The 19804-nt window shown below is 70.6% G+C and carries 21 protein-coding genes; 6 read left to right on the top strand and 15 right to left on the bottom strand.

Annotated features, from left to right (window positions below):
• Positions 1 to 30 precede the first annotated feature (30 nt).
• A complete protein-coding gene (locus tag ACU6XJ_RS18485; protein WP_476312949.1) occupies positions 31 to 450 on the top strand; it encodes a VOC family protein in 420 nt (139 codons plus the stop codon).
• Here ACU6XJ_RS18485 and ACU6XJ_RS18480 read toward each other — a convergent pair.
• Entirely contained in the window at positions 441 to 1631 is a 1191-nt protein-coding gene (locus ACU6XJ_RS18480) for an MFS transporter (RefSeq protein WP_476312946.1), read from the bottom strand. The two genes, ACU6XJ_RS18485 and ACU6XJ_RS18480, sit on opposite strands and share 10 nt — an antisense overlap.
• A gap of 144 nt (positions 1632 to 1775) precedes the next feature.
• Here ACU6XJ_RS18480 and ACU6XJ_RS18475 point away from each other — a divergent pair, with 144 nt between their 5' ends.
• The gene (locus ACU6XJ_RS18475) at positions 1776 to 2456 is read left to right on the top strand and encodes a FadR/GntR family transcriptional regulator (protein ID WP_476312943.1); all 681 of its coding nucleotides are present in this window, start codon (positions 1776 to 1778) and stop codon (positions 2454 to 2456) included.
• Between the two features lie 36 nt (positions 2457 to 2492).
• Here ACU6XJ_RS18475 and ACU6XJ_RS18470 read toward each other — a convergent pair whose 3' ends face one another.
• Entirely contained in the window at positions 2493 to 4004 is a 1512-nt protein-coding gene (locus tag ACU6XJ_RS18470) for a cobyric acid synthase (RefSeq protein WP_476312941.1), read from the bottom strand.
• 60 nt (positions 4005 to 4064) lie between these two features.
• Between ACU6XJ_RS18470 and ACU6XJ_RS18465 the strand changes: the two genes are divergently transcribed.
• Positions 4065 to 4772, top strand: a complete 708-nt coding sequence (locus tag ACU6XJ_RS18465; protein ID WP_476312939.1) for an alpha/beta fold hydrolase — start codon at positions 4065 to 4067, stop codon at positions 4770 to 4772.
• Here the strand turns inward: ACU6XJ_RS18465 and map are convergent.
• The 3 genes from map to ACU6XJ_RS18450 form a co-directional block, all read right to left on the bottom strand.
• Positions 4759 to 5616, bottom strand: a complete 858-nt coding sequence (map, locus tag ACU6XJ_RS18460) for a type I methionyl aminopeptidase (protein WP_476312936.1) — start codon at positions 5614 to 5616, stop codon at positions 4759 to 4761. The two genes, ACU6XJ_RS18465 and map, sit on opposite strands and share 14 nt — an antisense overlap.
• 353 nt (positions 5617 to 5969) lie before the next feature.
• Positions 5970 to 7787, bottom strand: coding sequence for a penicillin-binding transpeptidase domain-containing protein (locus ACU6XJ_RS18455; RefSeq protein ID WP_476312934.1), 1818 nt, complete (start codon positions 7785 to 7787; stop codon positions 5970 to 5972).
• 57 nt (positions 7788 to 7844) lie between these two features.
• Positions 7845 to 8678 carry a GNAT family N-acetyltransferase gene (locus tag ACU6XJ_RS18450; RefSeq protein ID WP_476312933.1) on the bottom strand — a complete coding sequence of 278 codons (834 nt, stop codon included), beginning with the start codon at positions 8676 to 8678 and terminating at the stop codon, positions 7845 to 7847.
• A 174-nt stretch (positions 8679 to 8852) separates the two neighbouring features.
• On the opposite strand from ACU6XJ_RS18450, the gene ACU6XJ_RS18445 reads away from it, so the two are divergent.
• Positions 8853 to 9251: a hypothetical protein gene (locus tag ACU6XJ_RS18445; protein ID WP_476312930.1), complete on the top strand. Its 399-nt coding sequence runs from the start codon at positions 8853 to 8855 to the stop codon at positions 9249 to 9251.
• Positions 9252 to 9301: 50 nt separating this feature from the next.
• On the opposite strand, the gene ispG is transcribed toward ACU6XJ_RS18445, so the two are convergent.
• Genes ispG through dxr form a run of 3 tightly spaced genes read right to left on the bottom strand, consistent with a single transcriptional unit; the run spans position 9302 to position 12983 of the window.
• Positions 9302 to 10465: a flavodoxin-dependent (E)-4-hydroxy-3-methylbut-2-enyl-diphosphate synthase gene (ispG, locus tag ACU6XJ_RS18440; RefSeq protein ID WP_476312927.1), complete on the bottom strand. Its 1164-nt coding sequence runs from the start codon at positions 10463 to 10465 to the stop codon at positions 9302 to 9304.
• Between the two features lie 59 nt (positions 10466 to 10524).
• Entirely contained in the window at positions 10525 to 11742 is a 1218-nt protein-coding gene (locus ACU6XJ_RS18435; RefSeq protein ID WP_476312925.1) for a M50 family metallopeptidase, read from the bottom strand.
• Positions 11743 to 11747: 5 nt separating this feature from the next.
• Entirely contained in the window at positions 11748 to 12983 is a 1236-nt protein-coding gene (dxr, locus tag ACU6XJ_RS18430) for a 1-deoxy-D-xylulose-5-phosphate reductoisomerase (RefSeq protein WP_476312923.1), read from the bottom strand.
• 166 nt (positions 12984 to 13149) lie between these two features.
• Between dxr and ACU6XJ_RS18425 the strand changes: the two genes are divergently transcribed.
• Positions 13150 to 13419 (top strand): GlsB/YeaQ/YmgE family stress response membrane protein, encoded by a 270-nt coding sequence (locus tag ACU6XJ_RS18425; RefSeq protein ID WP_476312921.1) that lies wholly within the window; start codon positions 13150 to 13152, stop codon positions 13417 to 13419.
• A 154-nt stretch (positions 13420 to 13573) separates the two neighbouring features.
• Here the strand turns inward: ACU6XJ_RS18425 and ACU6XJ_RS18420 are convergent, their stop codons facing one another.
• From ACU6XJ_RS18420 to ACU6XJ_RS18400, 5 genes are all read right to left on the bottom strand, one after another.
• Positions 13574 to 14380 carry an ABC transporter permease gene (locus tag ACU6XJ_RS18420; protein WP_476312918.1) on the bottom strand — a complete coding sequence of 269 codons (807 nt, stop codon included), beginning with the start codon at positions 14378 to 14380 and terminating at the stop codon, positions 13574 to 13576.
• Entirely contained in the window at positions 14377 to 15222 is an 846-nt protein-coding gene (locus tag ACU6XJ_RS18415) for an ABC transporter permease (RefSeq protein WP_476312915.1), read from the bottom strand. Before ACU6XJ_RS18415 ends, ACU6XJ_RS18420 begins: the two co-directional genes overlap by 4 nt.
• A gap of 4 nt (positions 15223 to 15226) precedes the next feature.
• Positions 15227 to 16342, bottom strand: coding sequence for a lysostaphin resistance A-like protein (locus ACU6XJ_RS18410; protein WP_476312912.1), 1116 nt, complete (start codon positions 16340 to 16342; stop codon positions 15227 to 15229).
• Positions 16343 to 16352: 10 nt separating this feature from the next.
• Positions 16353 to 17519, bottom strand: coding sequence for a polyamine ABC transporter substrate-binding protein (locus ACU6XJ_RS18405; protein ID WP_476312910.1), 1167 nt, complete (start codon positions 17517 to 17519; stop codon positions 16353 to 16355).
• A 76-nt stretch (positions 17520 to 17595) separates the two neighbouring features.
• Positions 17596 to 18669 carry an ABC transporter ATP-binding protein gene (locus ACU6XJ_RS18400; protein ID WP_476312908.1) on the bottom strand — a complete coding sequence of 358 codons (1074 nt, stop codon included), beginning with the start codon at positions 18667 to 18669 and terminating at the stop codon, positions 17596 to 17598.
• A gap of 138 nt (positions 18670 to 18807) precedes the next feature.
• Here ACU6XJ_RS18400 and ACU6XJ_RS18395 point away from each other — a divergent pair, with 138 nt between their 5' ends.
• The gene (locus tag ACU6XJ_RS18395) at positions 18808 to 19080 is read left to right on the top strand and encodes a DUF2631 domain-containing protein (RefSeq protein WP_476312905.1); all 273 of its coding nucleotides are present in this window, start codon (positions 18808 to 18810) and stop codon (positions 19078 to 19080) included.
• 23 nt (positions 19081 to 19103) lie between these two features.
• Here ACU6XJ_RS18395 and ACU6XJ_RS18390 read toward each other — a convergent pair whose 3' ends face one another.
• Positions 19104 to 19535 carry a PIN domain-containing protein gene (locus tag ACU6XJ_RS18390; RefSeq protein WP_476312902.1) on the bottom strand — a complete coding sequence of 144 codons (432 nt, stop codon included), beginning with the start codon at positions 19533 to 19535 and terminating at the stop codon, positions 19104 to 19106.
• A complete protein-coding gene (locus ACU6XJ_RS18385) occupies positions 19532 to 19777 on the bottom strand; it encodes a FitA-like ribbon-helix-helix domain-containing protein (RefSeq protein ID WP_476312899.1) in 246 nt (81 codons plus the stop codon). The genes ACU6XJ_RS18390 and ACU6XJ_RS18385 overlap by 4 nt, the downstream gene beginning before the upstream one ends.
• Positions 19778 to 19804: the final 27 nt, after the last annotated feature.

Raw genomic sequence — 19804 nt, 5'->3', positions numbered from 1 at the left:
TCCCCACTTTATGTCGATAGTGTCGGTGCGGTGAGGCCACCGACCTTGCGCGTGACCTCGGTGTCGATCGCGGCACCGGACCCTCGTGCGCTCGCCGCGTTCTACAGCAGGCTGCTGGGTATGGCCGTGACGTCGACCGAACCGCCGCGCGCGGGCTTCCCGCCCGAGGACGGCTGGGCGCAGATCCGACCCCCGGCCGATTCCCCGGCACCGACCCTGAACTTCGAGTACGAGGCCGACCACGTGGCGCCGGTCTGGCCGTCGGCCGCGGGCGAGCAGCAAGTGCAGGCACACCTCGACATCGCGGTCGACGACCTCGGCGCGGCGGTTGACTGGGCGCGGCGAGCCGGTGCCACCCTCGCCGAGTTCCAGCCGCAAGACGATGTCCGGGTCATGCTGGACCCCGCAGGGCACCCGTTCTGTCTGTTCCTGGCGGCTGATCAGACGTAGCGGCGGCGGCCGCTGAGGCAGCCCAGCACGGCCTGCCCGACGATTCCCGCGAGCAGCAGGATCAGCGGCAGCGTCCAGCTTCCGGTGCCTGCGTGCACCAGGCCGAAGCCGAACGGGCCGACCGCGGCGATCAGGTAGCCCACGCTCTGCGCCATCGCCGACAGCGTGGCGGTGTCGGCTGCGCTGCGGGTGCGCAGCGTGATCACCATCAGCGCCAGCGGGAAGATCGACGGGCTGACGCCGATCAGCACCACCCACAGCCCCGGGACCGCGGTGGGCATCGTGAGCAGACCGAGCACCCCGAGGAACGCCAGGCCCAACATGCCCAGCAGCCAGGCGCTGACCGATCCGGTGCGGGCGGCGATGGGCGGCACCACCATCGACAGCGGCACGCCGATCAGCAGCAGCACGCCCAGCATCAGGCCCGCGGTGGCCCGGTCGAAGCCGACCAGGTCACGCAGCAGTTGCGGCAGCCAGCCCAGCACGATGTAGGTGACCAGCGAGTGCACGCCGAAGAAGGCGGTGATCAGCCAGGCGCGCGGGCTGCGCAGCACCCGGCCGCTGCGGGCGGGCAAACCTGCCGGGGTGTGGTCGGTCACCCGGCCCCTGCGCCGGGCGACCGACCACACGACGGCGGCGACGACGGCAAGCGTCGTCCAGCCGCCCAGCGCCGGCCGCCAGCTTCCGAAGAGGGCAAGGCTCGGCGCGGTCAAGGACGCTCCGAGCGCGGCTCCGCCCGCGACCGAAGCGGCGTAGATACCGGTCACCACACCGAGGTGGGCCCCGAACGACTCCTTGATGACCACTGGGATCAGCACGTTGCAGATCGAGATCGCGGCACAGGCCGTTGCAGTTCCGGCGATCAACGCGGGTGTGCCGCCTGCCACTCTCGCGGCCAGCGACACGGCCAGCGCGATCACCGAGAACTCGATCACGGTGCGGGTGCCGAAGCGCCTGGCCAGCGACGGCGCCGCGATGCCCACGATCCCGAAGCACACCGCGGGGACGGCGGTCAGCACGGCCGCGGTGCCCGCGCTCAGGCTCAGCGCCTGGCGGATTTCCGTCAGGACGACGGCCACGCTGGTCAGCGCGGGCCGCAGGTTGGCCGCGACCAATGCGACCGCGACCGCGAGAAGGGCGAATCGAGGTGTTTGGCCGGATTTTCCGTCTTTGCGGCGCAAGCGTTGTGCGGTATCGACTGCCGGGAGCGATCGGCTGATGGCAGGCTGGTCGTTCGAAAGGCTGTGGTTGGTTCGGAGTTCCGGGTTGGCCGTCACGGCCGACAGTGTTACAGACGTAGGATGTTTGGATGAAAGGATGAAGCTGTGCCTTTGGCCACTACGCGAAAGGCCGGCCTTGTCGACCAGGTGATCGACCAGATGCGGCAGCTTGTGGCTGCCGGGGAATGGGCGATCGGCTCCCGGATACCACCGGAGCCGGAACTGGTCGCCGCGCTGGGGGTGGGGCGCAACACCGTGCGGGAGGCGGTGCGTGCGCTGGCTCATGCCGGTCTGCTGGAGGTCCGTCAGGGCGACGGCACCTTCGTCCGGGCCACCAGTGAGCTCTCCGGCGCCATGCGCAGGCTGTTCGGCGCCGAGTTGCGGGACGTGCTGGAGGTGCGGCGGGCGCTGGAGGTCGAGGGGGCCCGGCTGGCCGCCCAGCGGCGCACGGCCGCGGACCTGGTCGAACTGGAGCGCACGCTGGCCGAGCGCGACGGCGCGGTCGCGGCGCGGGACTGGGGCAAGGTCGTGGAGGCCGACACCGCGTTTCACCTGCTGCTCGTGGAGGCGGGCCACAACGACGTGCTGAGCGGGCTGTACCGGGGGTTCACCGAGGCGGTGCGCTCCAGCGTGATCGCGGCCATCGAGGTGCACGAGCCCTCCCAGGGCGACCTCACCTCGCACACCGCGCTGCTGGCCGCGGTGCGCGAGGGCGATGCCGAACTCGCGGCGCGGGAGGCGGGCGGGTTCCTGGAGGAGCTTCTGCACACGGTCGGCAACGCCTGAGGGTCGTGAGTGGCTTGTTCGGTGTCAGCAGGCCAGTCACCCACGACCCGGGGCGCCCGGCGGGATGAAAGGCAGCCCTTCGAGGGGGCCGTGATCGAGCAGGCGGAGCAGCGCGGCGGTGTCGAGGTGCTGTTCGACGAGGTCACCGAGCAGGTCGAGTTGGGCCTCGCGGAGGTCGGCGAAGCTGGTGTCGGCGGCGGCGCGGAAACCGGTGCGCCCCGCGCGGTCGGCCGCCCAGGTGAGGAAGCGGCGGCGGAAGGCGTCGTTCTCGAACAGGCCGTGCCAGTGGGTGCCCAGTACTCCGTCGGTGATCGCGCCCTCGGTGCCGATCAGGGGCTGCTCCTCATGGCGGGTGACCGTGCCGTGGTGGATCTCGTAGCCGCTCACCGGTTCACCGAAGGCGGTGCCGCGCGGTCGGGCCAGCGTCTTGTCGCGGGCGAAGGTGATGTCGACATCCAGCAGGCCGAGGCCGTCGACAACGCCCGTTCGGGTCTCCACATCGTCGGTGATCTTGGCGGCGAGCATCTGGTAGCCGCCGCAGATCCCGGCCACCGGCAGCCCCTCGCCCGCGTGCCGGAGCACCGCGTCGGCCAGGCCGGTGCGGCGCAGCCAGTCCAGGTCGGCGACGGTGGCCTTGGAGCCGGGCAGCACCACCAGGTCGGCGTCGGCCAGCCTCGACGGCTCGGTCACGAACCGCACCAGCACGCCGGGCTCTGCGGCCAGCGCCTCCACGTCGGTGGCGTTGGAAATCCTGGGCAGCCGCGGCACCGCGACCCGCAGCCACTGCCCGCCGACCGGCGGGCGCGGCCTGCCGATGACGCCGTCGGCGGCGTAGGACAGCGAGTCCTCGGCGTCCAGCCACAACTCCTCCCGCCACGGCAGCACCCCCAGCACCGGGCGCCCGGTGACCGCGGTGAGCTGACGCAGGCCCGGTTCCAACAACGCGGGGTCGCCGCGGAACTTGTTGATCACGAAGCCCTGGATGAGCGCCTGATCGGCCGGATCCAGCAGGGCGAGGGTGCCGAAGAGGTGCGCGAACACCCCGCCGCGGTCGATGTCGCCGACCACCAGCACCGGCAGCCGCGCGGCGGTGGCCAAGCCGAGGTTGGCGATGTCGTTGGCGCGCAGGTTGATCTCGGTCGGTGAGCCCGCGCCCTCGCAGACCACCGCGTCGAACTCGCCGCGCAGCGCGGCCAGGGTGGACAGCACGACCTCCAGCAGGGCCTGCTTGCGCTGCCGGTAGGACATCGCGCTGACCTCGCCGACCGCCTTGCCCAGCACCACCACCTGCGAGCTGCGGTCGCTGCCCGGCTTGAGCAGCACCGGGTTGAACCGCACCTGCGGCGTCAGCCCCGCCGCCGCGGCCTGGAGTGCCTGGGCGCGGCCGATCTCGCCGCCGTCGGGGGTGACCGCGGAGTTGTTGGACATGTTCTGCGCCTTGAACGGCGCCACCCGCACGCCGCGGCGGTGCAGCCACCGGCACAACCCGGCGACCAACACGCTTTTGCCGGCGTCCGAGGTGGTTCCCGCGACCAGCAACGCACCCACACCTGCTCCTTCCGCCACGCACATCATCGCCTGCCCGGCGGGCCTGCGATCATCGTCGGCGTGCCGCAACCGATCACCACCGTCCTGGTGCACAGTCCGTTCCTCGGCCCCAGCAGCCTGCGTCCGCTGGCCGGGGCGATGCTGCGCCAAGCCCACCCGGTGCTGCTGCCGGACCTGCGGGCGGGCGTGGCGGCGGCACCCGTGGTCCGCGGCTTCGCCCGCGCCTTCGCCGAGGCGATCCGGTCGAGCGAGCCGTCCGGCCGGTTGGTGCTGGTGGGACACAGCGCCGCCGGGCCGCTGCTGCCCGACCTCGCCGCCGCCATCGACCACCAGGTCGCGGCGCTGGTGATGATGGACGCCGGGCTGCCCACCCCCGGCAAGTCCTGGTCGCAGGACGCCCCCGGTGAACTGGTCACCCAACTCCGCGACCTGACCGAGGAGGACGCGCTGCCGCCGTGGAACCGGTGGTTCTCCCCCGACCCGCTGGTCGAACTCGTCGACGACGAGGCGCTGCGGGAGCGCATCGCGGGCGAGCTGCCCAGGGTGCCCGCCGCGTTCCTGGACGAGCCGCGGCTGGACACGCCGTGGCCGGGCAAACTGGGCTACCTGCTGCTGGCGACCGTGGCCTACGGCGGCTACGCCGCGGCCGCCGAGCGGGCCGGGTGGCCGGTGCGGCGCGTCGGCGGGCACCACCTGTCGACCGCGAACGAGCCGCGGCCGGTGGCCGACGCGCTGCTGGAGCTCATCGGCGAGCTCACGGCAGAGTGAGGACCTCCGCCCCATCGGCGGTGACGACGATGGTGTGCTCGAACTGGGCGGTCCACAGCTTGTCCTTGGTGGTGACCGTCCAGCCGTCGGACCAGATGTCGTAGTCGATCGTGCCGAGGGTGATCATCGGCTCGATGGTGAACGTCATGCCCGCCTCCAGCACGGTGTCCACGCTCGGCTCGTCGTAGTGCAGCACCACCAGCCCGCTGTGGAAGGCGCGGCCGATGCCGTGGCCGGTGAAGTCCCGCACCACGCCGTAGCCGAAGCGCTTGGCGTAGGACTCGATGACGCGGCCCACCACGTTGAGCTGCCTGCCCGGCTTCACGGCCTTGATGGCGCGGTCGGTGGCCTCCCTGGTGCGCTCCACCAGCAGCCGCGCCTCCTCGCTCACCTCGCCCGCGAAGAACGTGGCGTTGGTGTCGCCGTGCACCCCGCCGAGGTAGGCGGTGACGTCCACATTGACGATGTCGCCGTCGGCGATGACGGTGGAGTCCGGGATGCCGTGGCAGATGACCTCGTTGAGCGAGGTGCAGCAGGACTTCGGGAAGTTCCGGTAGCCCAGCGTGGACGGGTAGGCGTCGTTGTCGCAGAGGAACTCGTGCACCACCCGGTCGATCTCGTCGGTGGTGACACCGGGAGCGACCGTCTTGCCCGCCAGTTGCAGTGCCTGTGCCGCGAGCCTGCCCGCCGCCCGCATCGCCTCGATCACCTCGGGCGGCTGCACCCACGGCTCTCCGCCGCGCTTGGGCGCGGGCTTGCCGACGTATTCGGGGCGGACGATGTGGTCCGGCACCTCACGTCGCGGGGACAACCGACCTGGTTCGAGAGCGGAGCGAACGGGCATGCGCTCTACCCTACGGCCGGCCGCGGCACCGCGGCGGGCAGCCCTGGCGGCACGCGGCGTTGCCGTCGCAACGCTTCTACGACCGCTCCTCGGCGGGCTTGCCGCGGGGATCATCGCGAGGTGGCTCGGGCCGCGTTCTGCTCGACCGGTCGACGCCTTCGAGCAGCTTGCGGATGTCGATCACCTGGCGCGGCAACGGCTCTTTCCCGTCACCGCATGGCGAAGGTTTACCCATGCCGTCATAGTCCCGTTGCCAGGTCACGGCGTCGAAGAGATACGGGGTGCCGTCGCCGAACGGTCGAACCGCGACAGCGGACGGCTCGAAAACGCCGTTTCGTCTTCGGTCGAACCGATCAGCCCACCGCGGTGAGGAACCTTCCCGCCGCATCCACCGCGGGCACCGACTTGCCCGCGTCGGTGACCAGCACCGCGAAGGCCAGGTCACCGCGGTAGCCGACGAACCAGCCGTGCGCCTTGGCGCCGTCGCCGTACTGGGCGGTCCCGGTCTTGCCCGCGACCTCACCGAGGCGGCCCAGCGCGGTGGCGGTGCCGCTGAGCACGACCTCGCGCATCAACGAGCGCACTGACCCGAAGACCGGTTCCGGGATGGTCTGCGCCCCCGACTGCTTGACTTTCGTCTCCGCGCCCTTGATCAGGTTCGGCGTCGGCAGGCCGCCCTTGGCGACCGAGGCGGCCACCATCGCCATCCCGAACGGGCTGGCCAACACCTTGCCCTGGCCGAAGCCGTCCTCGGCGCGCTGCACCTCGTTGTCGGCGGGCGGCACCGAGCCGGTGTTGGTGGTGATGCCCGCCACCTCGAAGTCGGTGCCGAGCCCGAGCGCGGCGGCGTTGCGGGTCAACGCGTCGGCGGGCAGCCGGGAGGCAAGCTGGGCGAAGGTGGTGTTGCAGGACCGGGCGAAAGCCGTGCGCAGCGGTACCTGGCCGAGGTCGAACCGCTCGTCGTTGGGGATCTCGCGGCCCTGCACGGTCCAGGTCGACGGGCAGGGCAGCACCGAATCGGGCGCGCTGCCCGCCTGCAGCGCCGCCGCGGCGGTGACGATCTTGAAGCTGGAGCCGGGCGGATACCGCCCGGTCAGCGCCAGCGGCCCCTGTGCGTCGGCGGGGGCGTTCTGGGCGACGGCGAGCAGGGCGCCGCTGGAGGGCTGGACGGCCACCAGCATCGCGGGCTGCGGGATCGGGTCGATGACGTTCTCGGCGGCGGCCTGCACGCTGGTGCTGAGCGTGGTGTTGACCGCCTCCAGCACCTGCGGTCTTTCCTCGTGCAGCGTCTCCACCTCGCCGCCCGCGGCGTCGAGGGTGACCACCCGCCAGCCACCCTTGCCGACCGCCTGGTCCTCCAGGTTGCGGCGAATGCCTGCGAGCACCTGCGCGGCGAAGTCCTTGACCGGCGACAGCAGCCGGTCCTGAACCACGAACCGCACCCCGGGCAGGTCGTAGATCTGCGCCTTGACCTGCACGTAGTCGGCCTCCCGCAGGGCAGCGACCTGATAGGCCCTCCCCTCGGGCACCTTGCCCGCGCCGTCGGTGATGGAGGTCTGGGTGATGGCGGGGTCGAAGCGGTTGAGTGCGGCGGCCAGCGAACCGGCCACGGCACCGAGATCGGTGGTGGCCTTGCGGTCAAGCTGGATGGCGACGACCCGCTCCGGGGACAGCAGCGGAGTGCCGTCGCGGTCCAGCACGGGTGCGAGCTGGGCGGGGTTCTCGCGCAGCGCCAGGGTCTGCTGGGCGCCGAGCTTGGGGTGCAGCGCCGACGGCGCCCACCGCACCCGCCACCCGTCGTCGACTTCCAGCAACGCCAGGTTGCCGCGATAGGTCCAGCGGCGGTTGTTCTTCAGCTCCCACGCCGCGTCGAAATCGGCGATCTTGCCCGGCGCGTCGTGGGTGGCGGCGCGGACCTCGCCGAGGTTCGCCTGTAGGGACACCACATCCAGCGCCTTGCGGGTCGCGTCCAGCTGGGTTCTGGCGGTTTTCTCGTTGTCGGTCAACGCGGCGGCGGCCGCGGTGTCGCCCTTGGCAAGGGCGGCAAGGAAATCACGTGCGGTGTTCTCGGCGCCGTCGTCGCCGAACAGCCCGCAGCCCGCGAGCGGAAGGGCGACCAGTACGGATGCGAGTACTCCGCGGAGCCGGTGATGAGCAGGGAGGCCTGTCACGCCATGCAGTATGCCCGTCACGCAACGGCCGTGCCGGGGACACACCGACGGGGCGGGTCAGAACAGAACGGTGCCGAACCGGCCGACCTGCCGGAACCCGATCCGCTGATATGCCTTGCGCGCAGCGGTGTTGAAGGAGTTGACGTACAGGCTGGCGACCTTGCCCAGCCCGCGCACCAGGCGGTCGGCGACCGCCGCGGTGCCCGCGGCGCCGAGCCCGCCGCCGCGCCGCTCCGGGTGCACCCAGACGCCCTGGATCTGCCCGGCCTTGCGGGATAAGGCGCCGATCTCGGCTTTGAACACGACCTCGCCGCCGTCGAACCGCGCGAACGCCCGCCCCGCCGCGATGAGCTCGGCGACACGGGAGCGGAACGCCGCCCCGCCGTCCTCGACGCGGGGGTCGATGCCGACCTCCTCGGTGAACATCGCGATCGCCGCGGGCAGGTACCGGTCGAGTTCGTCGGGCCGCACCGGCCGCACCATCGGGTCCGGCCGCAGCAGCGAGACGTCGGAGAGCGCCAGCAGCGGCTGATCGTCGCGGATCTCCCGCGCCGGACCCCAGCCGCCTGCAAGCTCCTCCCAGAGCTCCATCACCTGCTCGGCGGGTCCGACCAGGGAGGAGCAGCACCGCTTGCGCCGCAGCGCGCGGTCGGCGAAGGCCCGCATGGCATCGCGGTTGCCGCGCAGCGGGACGAGGTTGGCGCCGGAGAAGCACAGCCCGTTGAAACCGCCCCAGGCCCACATCTCGCCGCCGAGACGCCACGGGTCGAGGCCCACGCTCTCCACCCTGGCGGCGACCATGCACCCGGAGACGGGGTCGACATCGAGCACCGCACGCACCGCGTGGGTGTCCCGATCGCCCAATAACCGCGCACCGGCCAGTTTCAGCACGCCGGTAAGCCTGCCAGAGGAAATGCGTTCTTGGCTTCGGGGTCGCGCAGACAAATAGAGCCCAACCGGGTGACATCGCCCCGCGGGCAGTCACAGAACCGTAACACGCGTTCACGGTTTGCGTTGATCAACCGATCAGTCCCTTCGTCTGCCACGACGAGAAGGAGGTAGCGCATGCTCGCCGCCACACCCCCGGCCGACGACCCTGCGACCTTCGTGCTGCATCAGGAGATCGAGGACGTCGGCGAAACCGTCCGCCTCGACCGCCGCCTGCCCCCACCCCCGGGCACGCACACTGGTGGACAGCGCCCGAACTTCGGCCCGGCCTTCGCCGCCGCCCACGAGGCAGTGCCGCGCCTGCCGCAGCGCGGCGCCGAGCACCCGGAGCCCAACCCCGGCTCGGGCCAGCTGGCCGCCGACCTGATGGAGCTGCTCCTGCCCATGTGGAGCCAGGCCCGCCCCAGCGGCCAGCTGGACCAGGTGATGACCACGTCCCTGGCCATCTCGGACTTCTGGGACCTGGTGGAGACGTGGCAGGAGTTCCAGAACCTGCTGAACGTCGAGATGCGCTGACCGGGGTGGAACCTGGCGGTGAAACGCTCAGTACGGCCGGAGGGCGCGCCTCAGCCGACGGTGACGACCGGGGCGCCCGCTGAGTCGGCGTCCACGGGCTCGCCCATTTCCTCGGCGATGCGCATGGCCTCTTCGATCAGGGTTTCCACGATCTGGTGCTCGGGGACGGTCTTGATGACCTTGCCCTTGACGAAGATCTGGCCCTTGCCGTTGCCGGAGGCGACACCCAGGTCGGCCTCGCGGGCCTCGCCGGGGCCGTTGACCACGCAGCCCATGACGGCCACCCGCAGCGGCACCTCCATGCCCTCCAGGCCCGCGGTGACCTGGTCGGCGAGGGTGTAGACGTCGACCTGGGCGCGGCCGCAGGACGGGCAGGACACGATCTCCAGCTTGCGGGGGCGCAGGTTCAGCGATTGCAGGATCTGGTGCCCGACCTTGATCTCCTCGACCGGCGGCGCGGACAGCGAGACCCGGATGGTGTCGCCGATGCCCTGGCGCAGCAGAGCGCCGAAGGCCACCGCCGACTTGATGGTGCCCTGGAACGCCGGGCCGGCCTCGGTGACGCCGAGGTGCAGCGGGTAGTCGCACTGCTCGGCCAGCAACTCGTAGGCGCGCACCATGACCACCGGGTCGTTGTGCTTCACCGAGATCTTGATGTCGTGGAAGTCGTGTTCGGCGAACAGCGACGCCTCCCACAGCGCCGACTCCACCAGCGCCTCGGGGGTGGCCTTGCCGTACTTGGCGAGCAGGCGGGGATCCAGCGAACCGGCGTTGACGCCGATGCGGATCGGGGTGCCGCGGTCCTTGGCGGCGGCGGCGATCTCCTTGACCTTGTCGTCGAACTTCTTGATGTTGCCGGGGTTCACCCGCACCGCGGCGCAGCCCGCGTCGATGGCGGCGAAGACGTACTTGGGCTGGAAGTGGATGTCGGCGATCACCGGGATCTGCGATTTGCGCGCGATGGCGGGCAGCGCCTCCGCGTCGTCCTGCGACGGACACGCCACCCGCACGATGTCGCAGCCCGATGCGGTGAGCTCGGCGATCTGCTGCAGGGTGGAGTTGACGTCCGAGGTCAGCGTGGTGGTCATCGACTGCACCGACACCGGGAACTCGCTGCCCACCCCCACCGAACCCACCATGAGCTGACGGGTCTTGCGGCGCGGGGACAGCACGGGCGGCGGTGCGGACGGCATCCCGAGTTCGACGGTGCTCATCGGGTCAACTCTCCCTGCGTGGCGGCTTGTGCGGGAGCTGACAGAAAACTCCCTTGCTCCTATTGTCCCAGCCGCAGCGGATTGACGACGTCCGCGGTCACTGTGAGCAGCACCATCGCACCGCCAAGGAAAATCACCACATAGGTGAGCGGCAGCAACTTGGTGTAGTCGACCGGGCCGCCCGCAGGCAGACCGCGCAGCCTGCGGAACCCGTCGCGCACCTTCTCGTAGAGGTTGATGGCGATGTGCCCGCCGTCCAGCGGCAGCAGCGGCAGCAGGTTGAACACGCCGACGAAGAAGTTCAGCGCCGCCAGGACCAGCAGGAACAGGCCCCACAGCCCGCGCTCGGCCGCGTCGCCGCCGATGATGCTGGCGCCCACCACGCTGACCGGCCGCTCCGGGTCGTCCTCACCGAGGATGGCGTTCCACACCGCGGGGATCTTCTGCGGCAGCTTCTTCAGGCCTTCCCAGGTGTTGACGAACATCTGGCCGGTCAAATCCATGGTCGCGGGCACCGCGCCGACCGCGCTGTAGTTGAGGTTGCGGTCGAATCCCAGGCCGATGGCGCCGACGGTTTCCAGCTGCTTCTGCTCTTCGGGCTTGGCGACGGGCTTGATCCGCTGCACCGGCACGACGTCGACGGTGATCGTCTGCCGCTGCCCGTCCCGCTCGATCACAAACGGAGTAGGGCCGGACGTCTTACGGGTGAGCTCGACGGCGTCCTGGTAGGTCTTCGCCTGCTGACCGCCAACCGAAAGGATGACATCGCCCTCGCGCAGTCCCGCTTGCTTCGCCGGGGCCGGTTCGCCAGGCTTGCACGGCGCCAATTCGCCCGTCTTCAGATCCTGCGTGGCGCCCGCGCACTCGCTGATCGAACCCACGATGGGCTTGGCCTCGAGGTTGGGCAGCCCGGTGGACAGCGCCATCACGTACAGGATCAGGATGCCCAGGATGAAGTGCGTGATGGAGCCCGCCGACAGCACGATGACGCGCTGCCAGACCGGCTTGTTGTAGAAGGCGCGCTTCTCGTCGTCGGGGTGCACGTCCTCCAGCGCGGTCATGCCGACGATCTGCACGAACCCGCCCGCCGGAATGGCTTTGAGCCCATACTCGGTCTCGCCCTTGCGGAAGGAGAACACCTTGGGGCCGAAGCCGATGAAGTACCGGGTGGCCTTCATCTTGAACGCCTTGGCCGTGAGCAGGTGGCCGAACTCGTGGAGCGCGATGGAGATCCCGATGCCCAATGCGAAGAGGATCACCCCGAGGGCGAACAGCACGTCTGTCAGTTCCTTCCCGACTCCACCGGCGCACCGGTCAGTTCGCGGGCTCTCGTCCGCGCCCAGTCCTCGGCGGCCAGCACCTCGTCCACCGTGGCCGGGTCGGCCCGCCAGGCGTCGGCCTGGTCGAGTACCCGGGACACAGTCTCCACAATCGAGGTGAAACTGGTGTCACCAGCCACGAACGCGGCCACCGCCTCCTCGTTGGCGGCGTTGTAGACGGCGGGCAGGCAGCCGCCCGCCATACCGGCCGCCCTGGCCAGGCTCACGGCGGGGAACGCCTCGTCGTCCAGCGGCTCGAACGTCCAACTCGCGGGCACGCCGAAGTCGCAGGGCAGGGCCGCGCCGGGAACCCGGTCCGGCCAGCCCAGCGCCAGCGCGATCGGCAGCCGCATATCGGGCGGGCTGGCCTGGGCGATGGTGGAGCCGTCGGTGTAGGCCACCATCGAATGGATGATCGACTGCGGGTGCACGACCACCTGGATGCGGTCATAGGGCAGCCCGAACAGAAGCTGCGCCTCGATGAGCTCCAGGCCCTTGTTCACCAGCGTCGCCGAGTTGATCGTGATCACCGGGCCCATGGACCAGGTGGGGTGCGCCAGCGCCTGCTCGACGGTGACTCCGTCGAGTTCGTGGCGCGCGCGGCCGCGGAAGGGGCCGCCGGAGGCGGTGAGGATGAGCCGGTCGACCTCCTCCAGCCGACCGGCGCGCAGGCACTGGGCCAGCGCGGAGTGCTCGGAGTCCACCGGCACGATCTGGCCGGGGGCGGCGGCCTTGAGCACCAGCGGGCCGCCCGCGATCAGCGACTCCTTGTTGGCCAGCGCCAACCGGGCGCCGGTCGCCAGCGCGGCGAGGGTGGGGCGCAGGCCGCGGGAGCCGGTGATGCCGTTGAGCACGATGTCGGCCGGGGTGCTTGTGACGATCTCGGTGGCCGCGTCGGGTCCGGCGAGGATGCGGGGCAGCTTGAACCGTCCCTGGGCGTAGCCGCGGCGCTGCGCCTCGGCGTAGCAGGCCAGTTGGAGGTCCTCCACGGCGCTGCCGCGGGCCACGGCGACGGCCTCCACGCCGAATTCCAGGGCTTGGGCGGCCAGTGCGGCGGCGTCGGAGCCGCCCGCGGCGAGCCCCGTAACGCGGAAGCGGTCGGGGTTGTCACGGATGACGTCGAGGGCCTGGGTTCCGATGGATCCGGTGGAGCCGAGGATCACCACGGTGCGGGCGTCGGCTGAAGAAAGCGTGCTCATCACCGCTTATTGTCCCCCAAACGGGCCGAGGACCTGCGGCGGCACCGATTTCACGCTGCGTTGCAGATAACAGCGCCGTAACTTTGGCATGAGGCCACGCGCCGTGGGTATCACCATCACAAGCAAGCGCGCTGGACCCCGGTGCGCAGGAGGAAGGAGCGAGCCGGTGGGCATTATCGGCTGGATCATTCTCGGGCTGATCGCCGGTGCCATTGCCAAGGCCATCATGCCTGGCAGGGACCCGGGTGGGATCATCATCACGATGTTGATCGGTGTGGCGGGCGCCCTGCTGGGCGGCTGGCTGGGGAGCCTGATCTTCAACGTGAGTGTCGACAGGTTCTGGAGCTTGAGCACCTGGTTGCTGGCCATTGTGGGATCGCTGATCCTGCTGGGGCTGTACCGGGTCTTCGTGGGCCGTCGGCATACCGCCGCCTGACCCACTCCGGGCTGACACGGTGTACCATCAACCCTGATACGACTTGGAGCCGCGGCCTGACCCCCAGGGGCCGCGGCTCCTCCCTTTTCCGAAGCGGCCCGGGTGGCGGTTTCCCACGCTAGGCCACAGCACCGACATTTCCGCGCACCGCAGGTCAGCGCCGAGCGCTGCCTGCGGTGTTCGGTTTTCCGGACCGGACGCGCCGCCTGCCCAGCAGGGCGCCCGCGACCAACAGCACCGTGCTGAGCAGCACCAGTGAGGTGGACAGCGCGACGATCTCCGGCGAGATGCCTTTTCTGGTGGCCTGGCCGTAGATGAGCACCGGCAGCGTGGTGGAGCCCGCGCCGGTGAGGAAGCTGGAGATCACCACGTCGTCGAAGGACAGCAGGAACGCGAACACCGCGGCGCTGCCGACGGCGGGCGCGATCAGCGGCCAGGTCACGGTGCGCCAGCGCGTGATCGGGTCCGCGCCCAGGTCGGCGGCGGCCTCGTCCAACCGCGGATCGAGCCCGGCCAGGCGCGCCCGCACCACCACGATCACGAAACTCAGCGCGAACGTGACATGTGCGGCCAGCAGCGCCCAGAATCCCAGCGGCAACCCGGCGGCCTTCACCCACCACGCCAGCAGGCTCACCCCTACCACCACCTCCGGCACCGCCAGCGGCAGCGTGAACAGCACCGACACCGCGCCGCGGCCGGGGAATCCGCGGCGCAGCCCGAGCGCGGCCAGCGTGCCGAGCGCGGTGGCGATGACGGTGGTGGCGGCGGCCAGTTCCAGGCTGAGCAGCGCCGCGCGGCGCACCTCGGCGTTGCCCGCCAACTCCTCATACCAGCGCAATGAGGGCCGGGTGAAGGAGCTGATGCTGCGTTCGGAGTTGACCGAGACCAGCGCCAGCCAGCAGATCGGGGCGTAGAGGAACAGCAGGACGGCGCCCGCCGCCGCGCCGAGCCGGGCGTTCACAGCAGGTCCGCCTGTCGCCTGCCGCGCAGCAGCAGCACCGCGGCGACGAGCCAGAGCAGCAGCACGGCCAGCGCGGAGCCCAGCGGCCAGTTGTTGCCGCCGCGGAACTGGTCGTCGATGACGCTGCCGAAGCCGCTCTGCTCGACACCGCCGAGCAGCCTGGGTGTGACGAAGTCACCCGCCGATGGCACGAACACCAGCAGCGCGGCGGCGACCAGGCCGGGCGCGACGCCGGGCACGATGACCGTGCGGAAGGTGGTGAGGGGCCCGGCGCCCAGGTCGTAGGAGGCTTCCACGAGCCGGTGGTCGAACCGCAGGCAGGCCACGAACAGCGGCAGCACCGCGAACGGCAGGAAGCCGTGGCTGAGCCCGAGCACGACGGCGGCGTCGGTGAGCAGGAACCCGCCGTCGCGGTCCATGCCCACCACGGCCAGCGCGCGGTTGACGATGCCGCCCTCGGCCAGCAGCGCCTTCCAGGCGTAGACGCGGGCCAGGTAGCTGGCCCAGAACGGCACGAGCACCGCGACCACCAGCACCGGCTGCCAGCGGCCCGCGTGCCGGGCCATGAACCAGGCCAGCGGGAAGGCCAGCGCGAGGCAGATCCCGGTGGTCAGCGTGGCGTAGGCGACGGTGCGGCCGAAGATCGGCAGGAACGCCGGGTCCAGCGCGGTGCGGTAGGCGTTCATCGTCCACGGCAGCACCACGTGGTCGATGCCGACGTCGCGGGTGGCGAAGCTGTACTGCGCGACCAGCGCCAGCGGGCCGAGCAGGAACACCGCGAGCCAGCCGACCGCGGGCAGCACGAGAGCGGCGGAGGAGATCCGCCGTGGTGGCCTTCGCATGGCGCTACCGCGGTGGGGGAAGCGGCGGTTCGGCGGGCGGTCCCGGTTCGGTGGGACGCGCCCACGGCGAGTCGGCGGACCGCGGATCGACCGGTGCGGGCCGGCCTGCCCACGGCTGCCCGTACTGTCCCGGCTGCGTCGGTGCGGACGGCCAGGGCGGCATGCCCGGCGGGGTGTCCTCGCCCGGCGCCGCGACCGCGGTCGTCAGCTTCACGATGCTCGTCATGCCTGCCACCGCGACCGCGAACAGCACGACCAGGATGAATTTGACGGTGGTGAACCACCACGGCGCGTCGCCGCCCCCGGATTCCAGTCCGCCGTCCAGCGCCCCCGAGAGCGCCGAGATGAGGAACAGCAGCAGGTTGTTGACGCTGTGCATGGCGATGCCCGCCTCCAGCCCGCCGGTGCGCACCGCGACCCAGCACAGCACGGCGCCGAGCAGGAAGCGGTCGGCGAACAGCCAGAAGTTCTGGTCCCCGTGCAGCGCCGCGAACACCAGTGAGGACACGGTGGCGGCCACGATCATCGACAGCACTTCGCGACGCGCGCCGACCCACCCCGCGACGGTCTGGAACAGCCAGCCGCGGCACAGGTACTCCTCCGCGGCGGCCTGCAGCGGGGTCAGCAGCAGGATGACCAGCGCCAGAGTGAGGAAGGTGCCCGCCTCGGGCGTCTTCGGGAGGTCCTGGTCGCCGCCGAAGGCGGGGTCGTCCGCCACCACCACGAGCAGCCCGAGGATGACCACCATCACCACGACGTAGACCACGGCGGGCACCACCGACAGCGCCAGCCACGATGGGCGCAGCCTCCCGGTCACCGAGGACACGCTGCCCAGCGGCCGTTTCTCGGCCACCCGCACCCCCGCCCAGATGGCGGGGATCATGCAGGCGATGACGAACAACGCCATGCCCACCTTGACCGCTCCGGTGTCGGGCAAGGCGCCCGCGACCAGCACCGACACGGTCATCAGCGGCAGGAACACCGCGACGATCACCAGCCCCGCCAGCAGCGGGCGCCACCACCGGTAGCGGTCGGTGCGCCCGGCGAACGGGTAGCGCGTGCCAGGGGCGAGGCCACCTGGGGGGAGAAGCTGTGGTGTGGCGTGCTGCTGGTCGGTCACGTCTCCCCCGTCAGCCGGTCTTGACCTTGGTCCAGACGTTGGCGTAGTGCTCCTCGATCTCCGGTGACAGCTGCCGGATGAGCGGCAGCCTGCCCATTGTCTCCGGCAGCGGGTAGATGAGCTCGTTGTTGAGCAGTTCGCGGTCGATCAGGGGCCGGGCGGTGGCGTTGGGGCAGTAGTAGCGGATGGCGTTGGCGAGCTTGGCCGCCATCTCGGGACGCATGATGAAGTTGATGAACCGGTGCGCGTTCTCGGCGTGCGGCGCCTCCTTGGGCACGCAGATGAGGTCCACATAGGACACCGCGCCCTCCACCGGGATCACGTACTCCAGCTGCCTGCGCTGGTTCTTGGCCTGGAAGGCGTCCCCCGAGTAGGCCTGGGCCAGCAGCATCTGCCCACCCGCGAGGGGTTCGATCACGTCGGAGGTGATCTGGCCGATCCTGCGTTTGAGGTCGACCAGGTAGCGGCCCGCCTGCTCGATCTGCTCGCGGTCGGAGGTGTTGGGGTCGTGGCCGATGGACCGCAGGCCCAGCGCCATGGCTTCCCTGGCCTCGTCCAGGATCGTGCTGCGACCTTGCGCCGCGGCCAGCTGGTAGGCCTGGTAGCCGGTGACCGGGGCGCCGAGTTCCGGCGAGTAGGCCAGCCCGGTGGTGCCCCAGGCCCAGGGCACGGAGTACCTGTTGCCGCGGTCGTAGTCCTCCTGCCGGAACCGCAGCTCCAGGTGCTGGAGGTTGGGCAGCAGCTCGTGGTCCAGCCGCCGCAGGACGCCGCGTTCTAGCAGTTTGGTGAGGATGTTGTTGCTGGGCACGACCAGGTCGTAGCCGCCCGCGCCCGCGCCGACCTTGGCCAGCATCTCGTCGTTGGAGCTGTAGTTGTCGTACCGCACGCGGATGCCGGTCTCCTGCTCGAACCCGGTGAGCAGGTTGGGGTCGATGTAGTCGACCCAGTTGTAGAAGTTCAGCGCCCGCTCGTCGACCCGGTTGACGGCGCGCTCGGCTTCAGTGGTGGGTTCGCCGGTGCCGCTGGGTTCGGAGATCCCGCAGGCCGCCAGTCCGGGCGCGCTGCCCGCGGCGATGGCGAAGAACGCCATCGAGCGCAGCATGCCGCGTCTGCTCACCCGGGGGGACTCCGCGTCCCAGAGCCGTGCGATCCGCAGCGGTTCGTCGCGCAGGTTCACCGATTCAGCCACCTTTGCCTTGAGCTGGCTCCCATTGAACCCGAAATCCGGCCGGTTACCGGACCTTTGCGGGCAATCATGGTGTTTCCCGTTGCGGGAACAGGACGGTCGCCGCCGGGTCCCAGGTCGCGATCACCGCCTGGCCGGGCGGGTGTTCCCCGCGTCCGGCGGCGGTGAGCTCGGCGCCCTCCAGCCGCAGCCGGTACCGCGTGTCGCGGCCGCCGTAGACGGCGTCGACGACGGTGGCGGGCAGCGCACACCACGCCTTCGGCCACGTGTCGCCGGGGGCGCGCAGCACGAGCTGCTCCGGCCGGATGGCCACCGCCGCGTGCCCCGTGGGCGCGGGGCCGGGCGCCCGGAACTCCCCGGCGGGGCAGCGCAGCGCGGCCATGCCCGCATCCTCACCCGTGACGTGCCCGGCCAGCAGGTTGGCCCCGCCGAGGAAGCGTGCGACGAACACCGAGCGGGGCCGCTCGTAGACCTCGCGCGGCGGCCCGACCTGCTCGAAGCGTCCCCGGTTCATCACGGCGATGCGGTCGGACAGCGCCAGCGCCTCCTGCTGGTCGTGGGTGACGTAGCAGAAGGTGATGCCGACCTCGCGCTGGATGCGCAGCAGGTCGCCGCGCAGCTGGGCGCGCAGTTCGGCGTCGAGGGCGGCCAGCGGCTCGTCCAGCAGCAGCACCTTGGGCCGCACCGCCAGCGCCCTGGCGATGGCGACCCGCTGCTGCTGGCCGCCGGAGAGCTGGTGCGGTCGCCGCCGGGCGTGTGCGGCCAGCGCCACCAGCTCCAGGTGTTCGCCGACGCGGCGCCGCAGCTCGGCGCCGCCCACGCGGTGGCGGCGCAGCCCGTAGGCGACGTTGTCCCAGACGGTCAGGTGCGGGAACAGTGCGTAGGACTGGAAGACGGTGTTGACCTCGCGCCGGTGCGGCGGCACGGCGCAGACGTCGGTGCCGTCGAGTTCGATCCGCCCGGCGTCGGGCCGCTCGAACCCGGCGATCATCCGCAGCAGGGTGGTCTTCCCGCAACCAGATGGCCCCAGCACGGAGAAGAACTCACCGCGCCGCAGTTCCAGGTCAAGGCCCGCCACCGCGGTGTGGTCGGCGAAGCGTTTGCGCAATCCGCACAACGCCACCTGGGCGGGCTCGACCACTCCCACATCCTTCTTCGTCGGCGCGTCCTTCTCGGATGTGAAGTTTCCCGCTCCTTGCGCCCGGGGCGGGAGGCGTCAAATGGGCGTATGACACGATGAGGCTGCACACATGATGACCATCGGCAGCAGGAGGAACACGTGGCAAGCTCGAAGCCCGGCACCGCGCCGGCCACCCGGGACAGCCACACCGTCGACGCAGCCGACGAGCCGTCGGCGGCCTGGGGCTGGCACGGCGGCTTCCCGAAGAGCACCCGCGCCGCGGGCTGGCTGACGGTGGGTTTCCTGCTGCTCATGCTGATCGGCAACCACGACGACATCACCGCCGACCTGTGGCTGATCGCCTCCGCGCTGGTGCTGGTCGGCATCCTGATCGCCGACCGCATCCGCCGCCGCACCTCCTGGCGGCAGTGACCTCAACCCCCGTGCCGGGGTGTTCACGGTTCGGCGACGCCGTCCCACGGATTGAGCACTTGAATGCCGGTATCGGCGAAATCCCTGGTGTTCCTCGTGGCGAGACAGGCGGCATGACGCCTGCAGATCGCGGCGATCTGCGCGTCGGCCATGCTGATCGGGCGTCCTGTGTGTTCGCGTGACGCGGCGATCTGCGCGTAGTACATCGCCGCCGTACCGTCGAAGGGCAGGATCTGGCCGTCGAAGTCCTCGACCAGCAGGTCCGACACCCTCGCCATCAACGTCGTCTTGCGCTGCCCGTCGGGCAGTCGCTGGACTCCGTAGGCAAGCTCGGCCGCGGTCACCGCGGTGATGAAGACCTCGTCGGGCGGATACCGGTCGACCCACTCCACAACGCCGTCGTCCGGCGCTTGACGCATCAGTTCGGAGACGACGTTGGTGTCGAGAACGATCACTCAGGGAGCTCCGCGGCTCGTGGGGCTTCGGTTCGCGGCGGCAAGTCCATCGGCTGATCGCCGATGTCGCTGAACCGCTGTCGAATCCGCGAGCCCATGCCGGAGTCGAACGTGGCCTTGGTCAACACCGAAGCGAGGATCGCACGCACTTCGGCTTCCATCGACCGACCATGTTCGGCAGCGCGAATACGCAGCCTGGTTTTCAAATGGTCATCGAAATCCCGGATAGTCAGGGTTGCCATGTCCACCCCCGCATCGGTCGCTGCTGT

This window comes from Actinorectispora metalli (assembly GCF_056323685.1).
The sequence above is the reverse complement of the archived record's forward strand: the minus strand, read 5'-3'. Positions and strand labels throughout refer to the sequence as shown.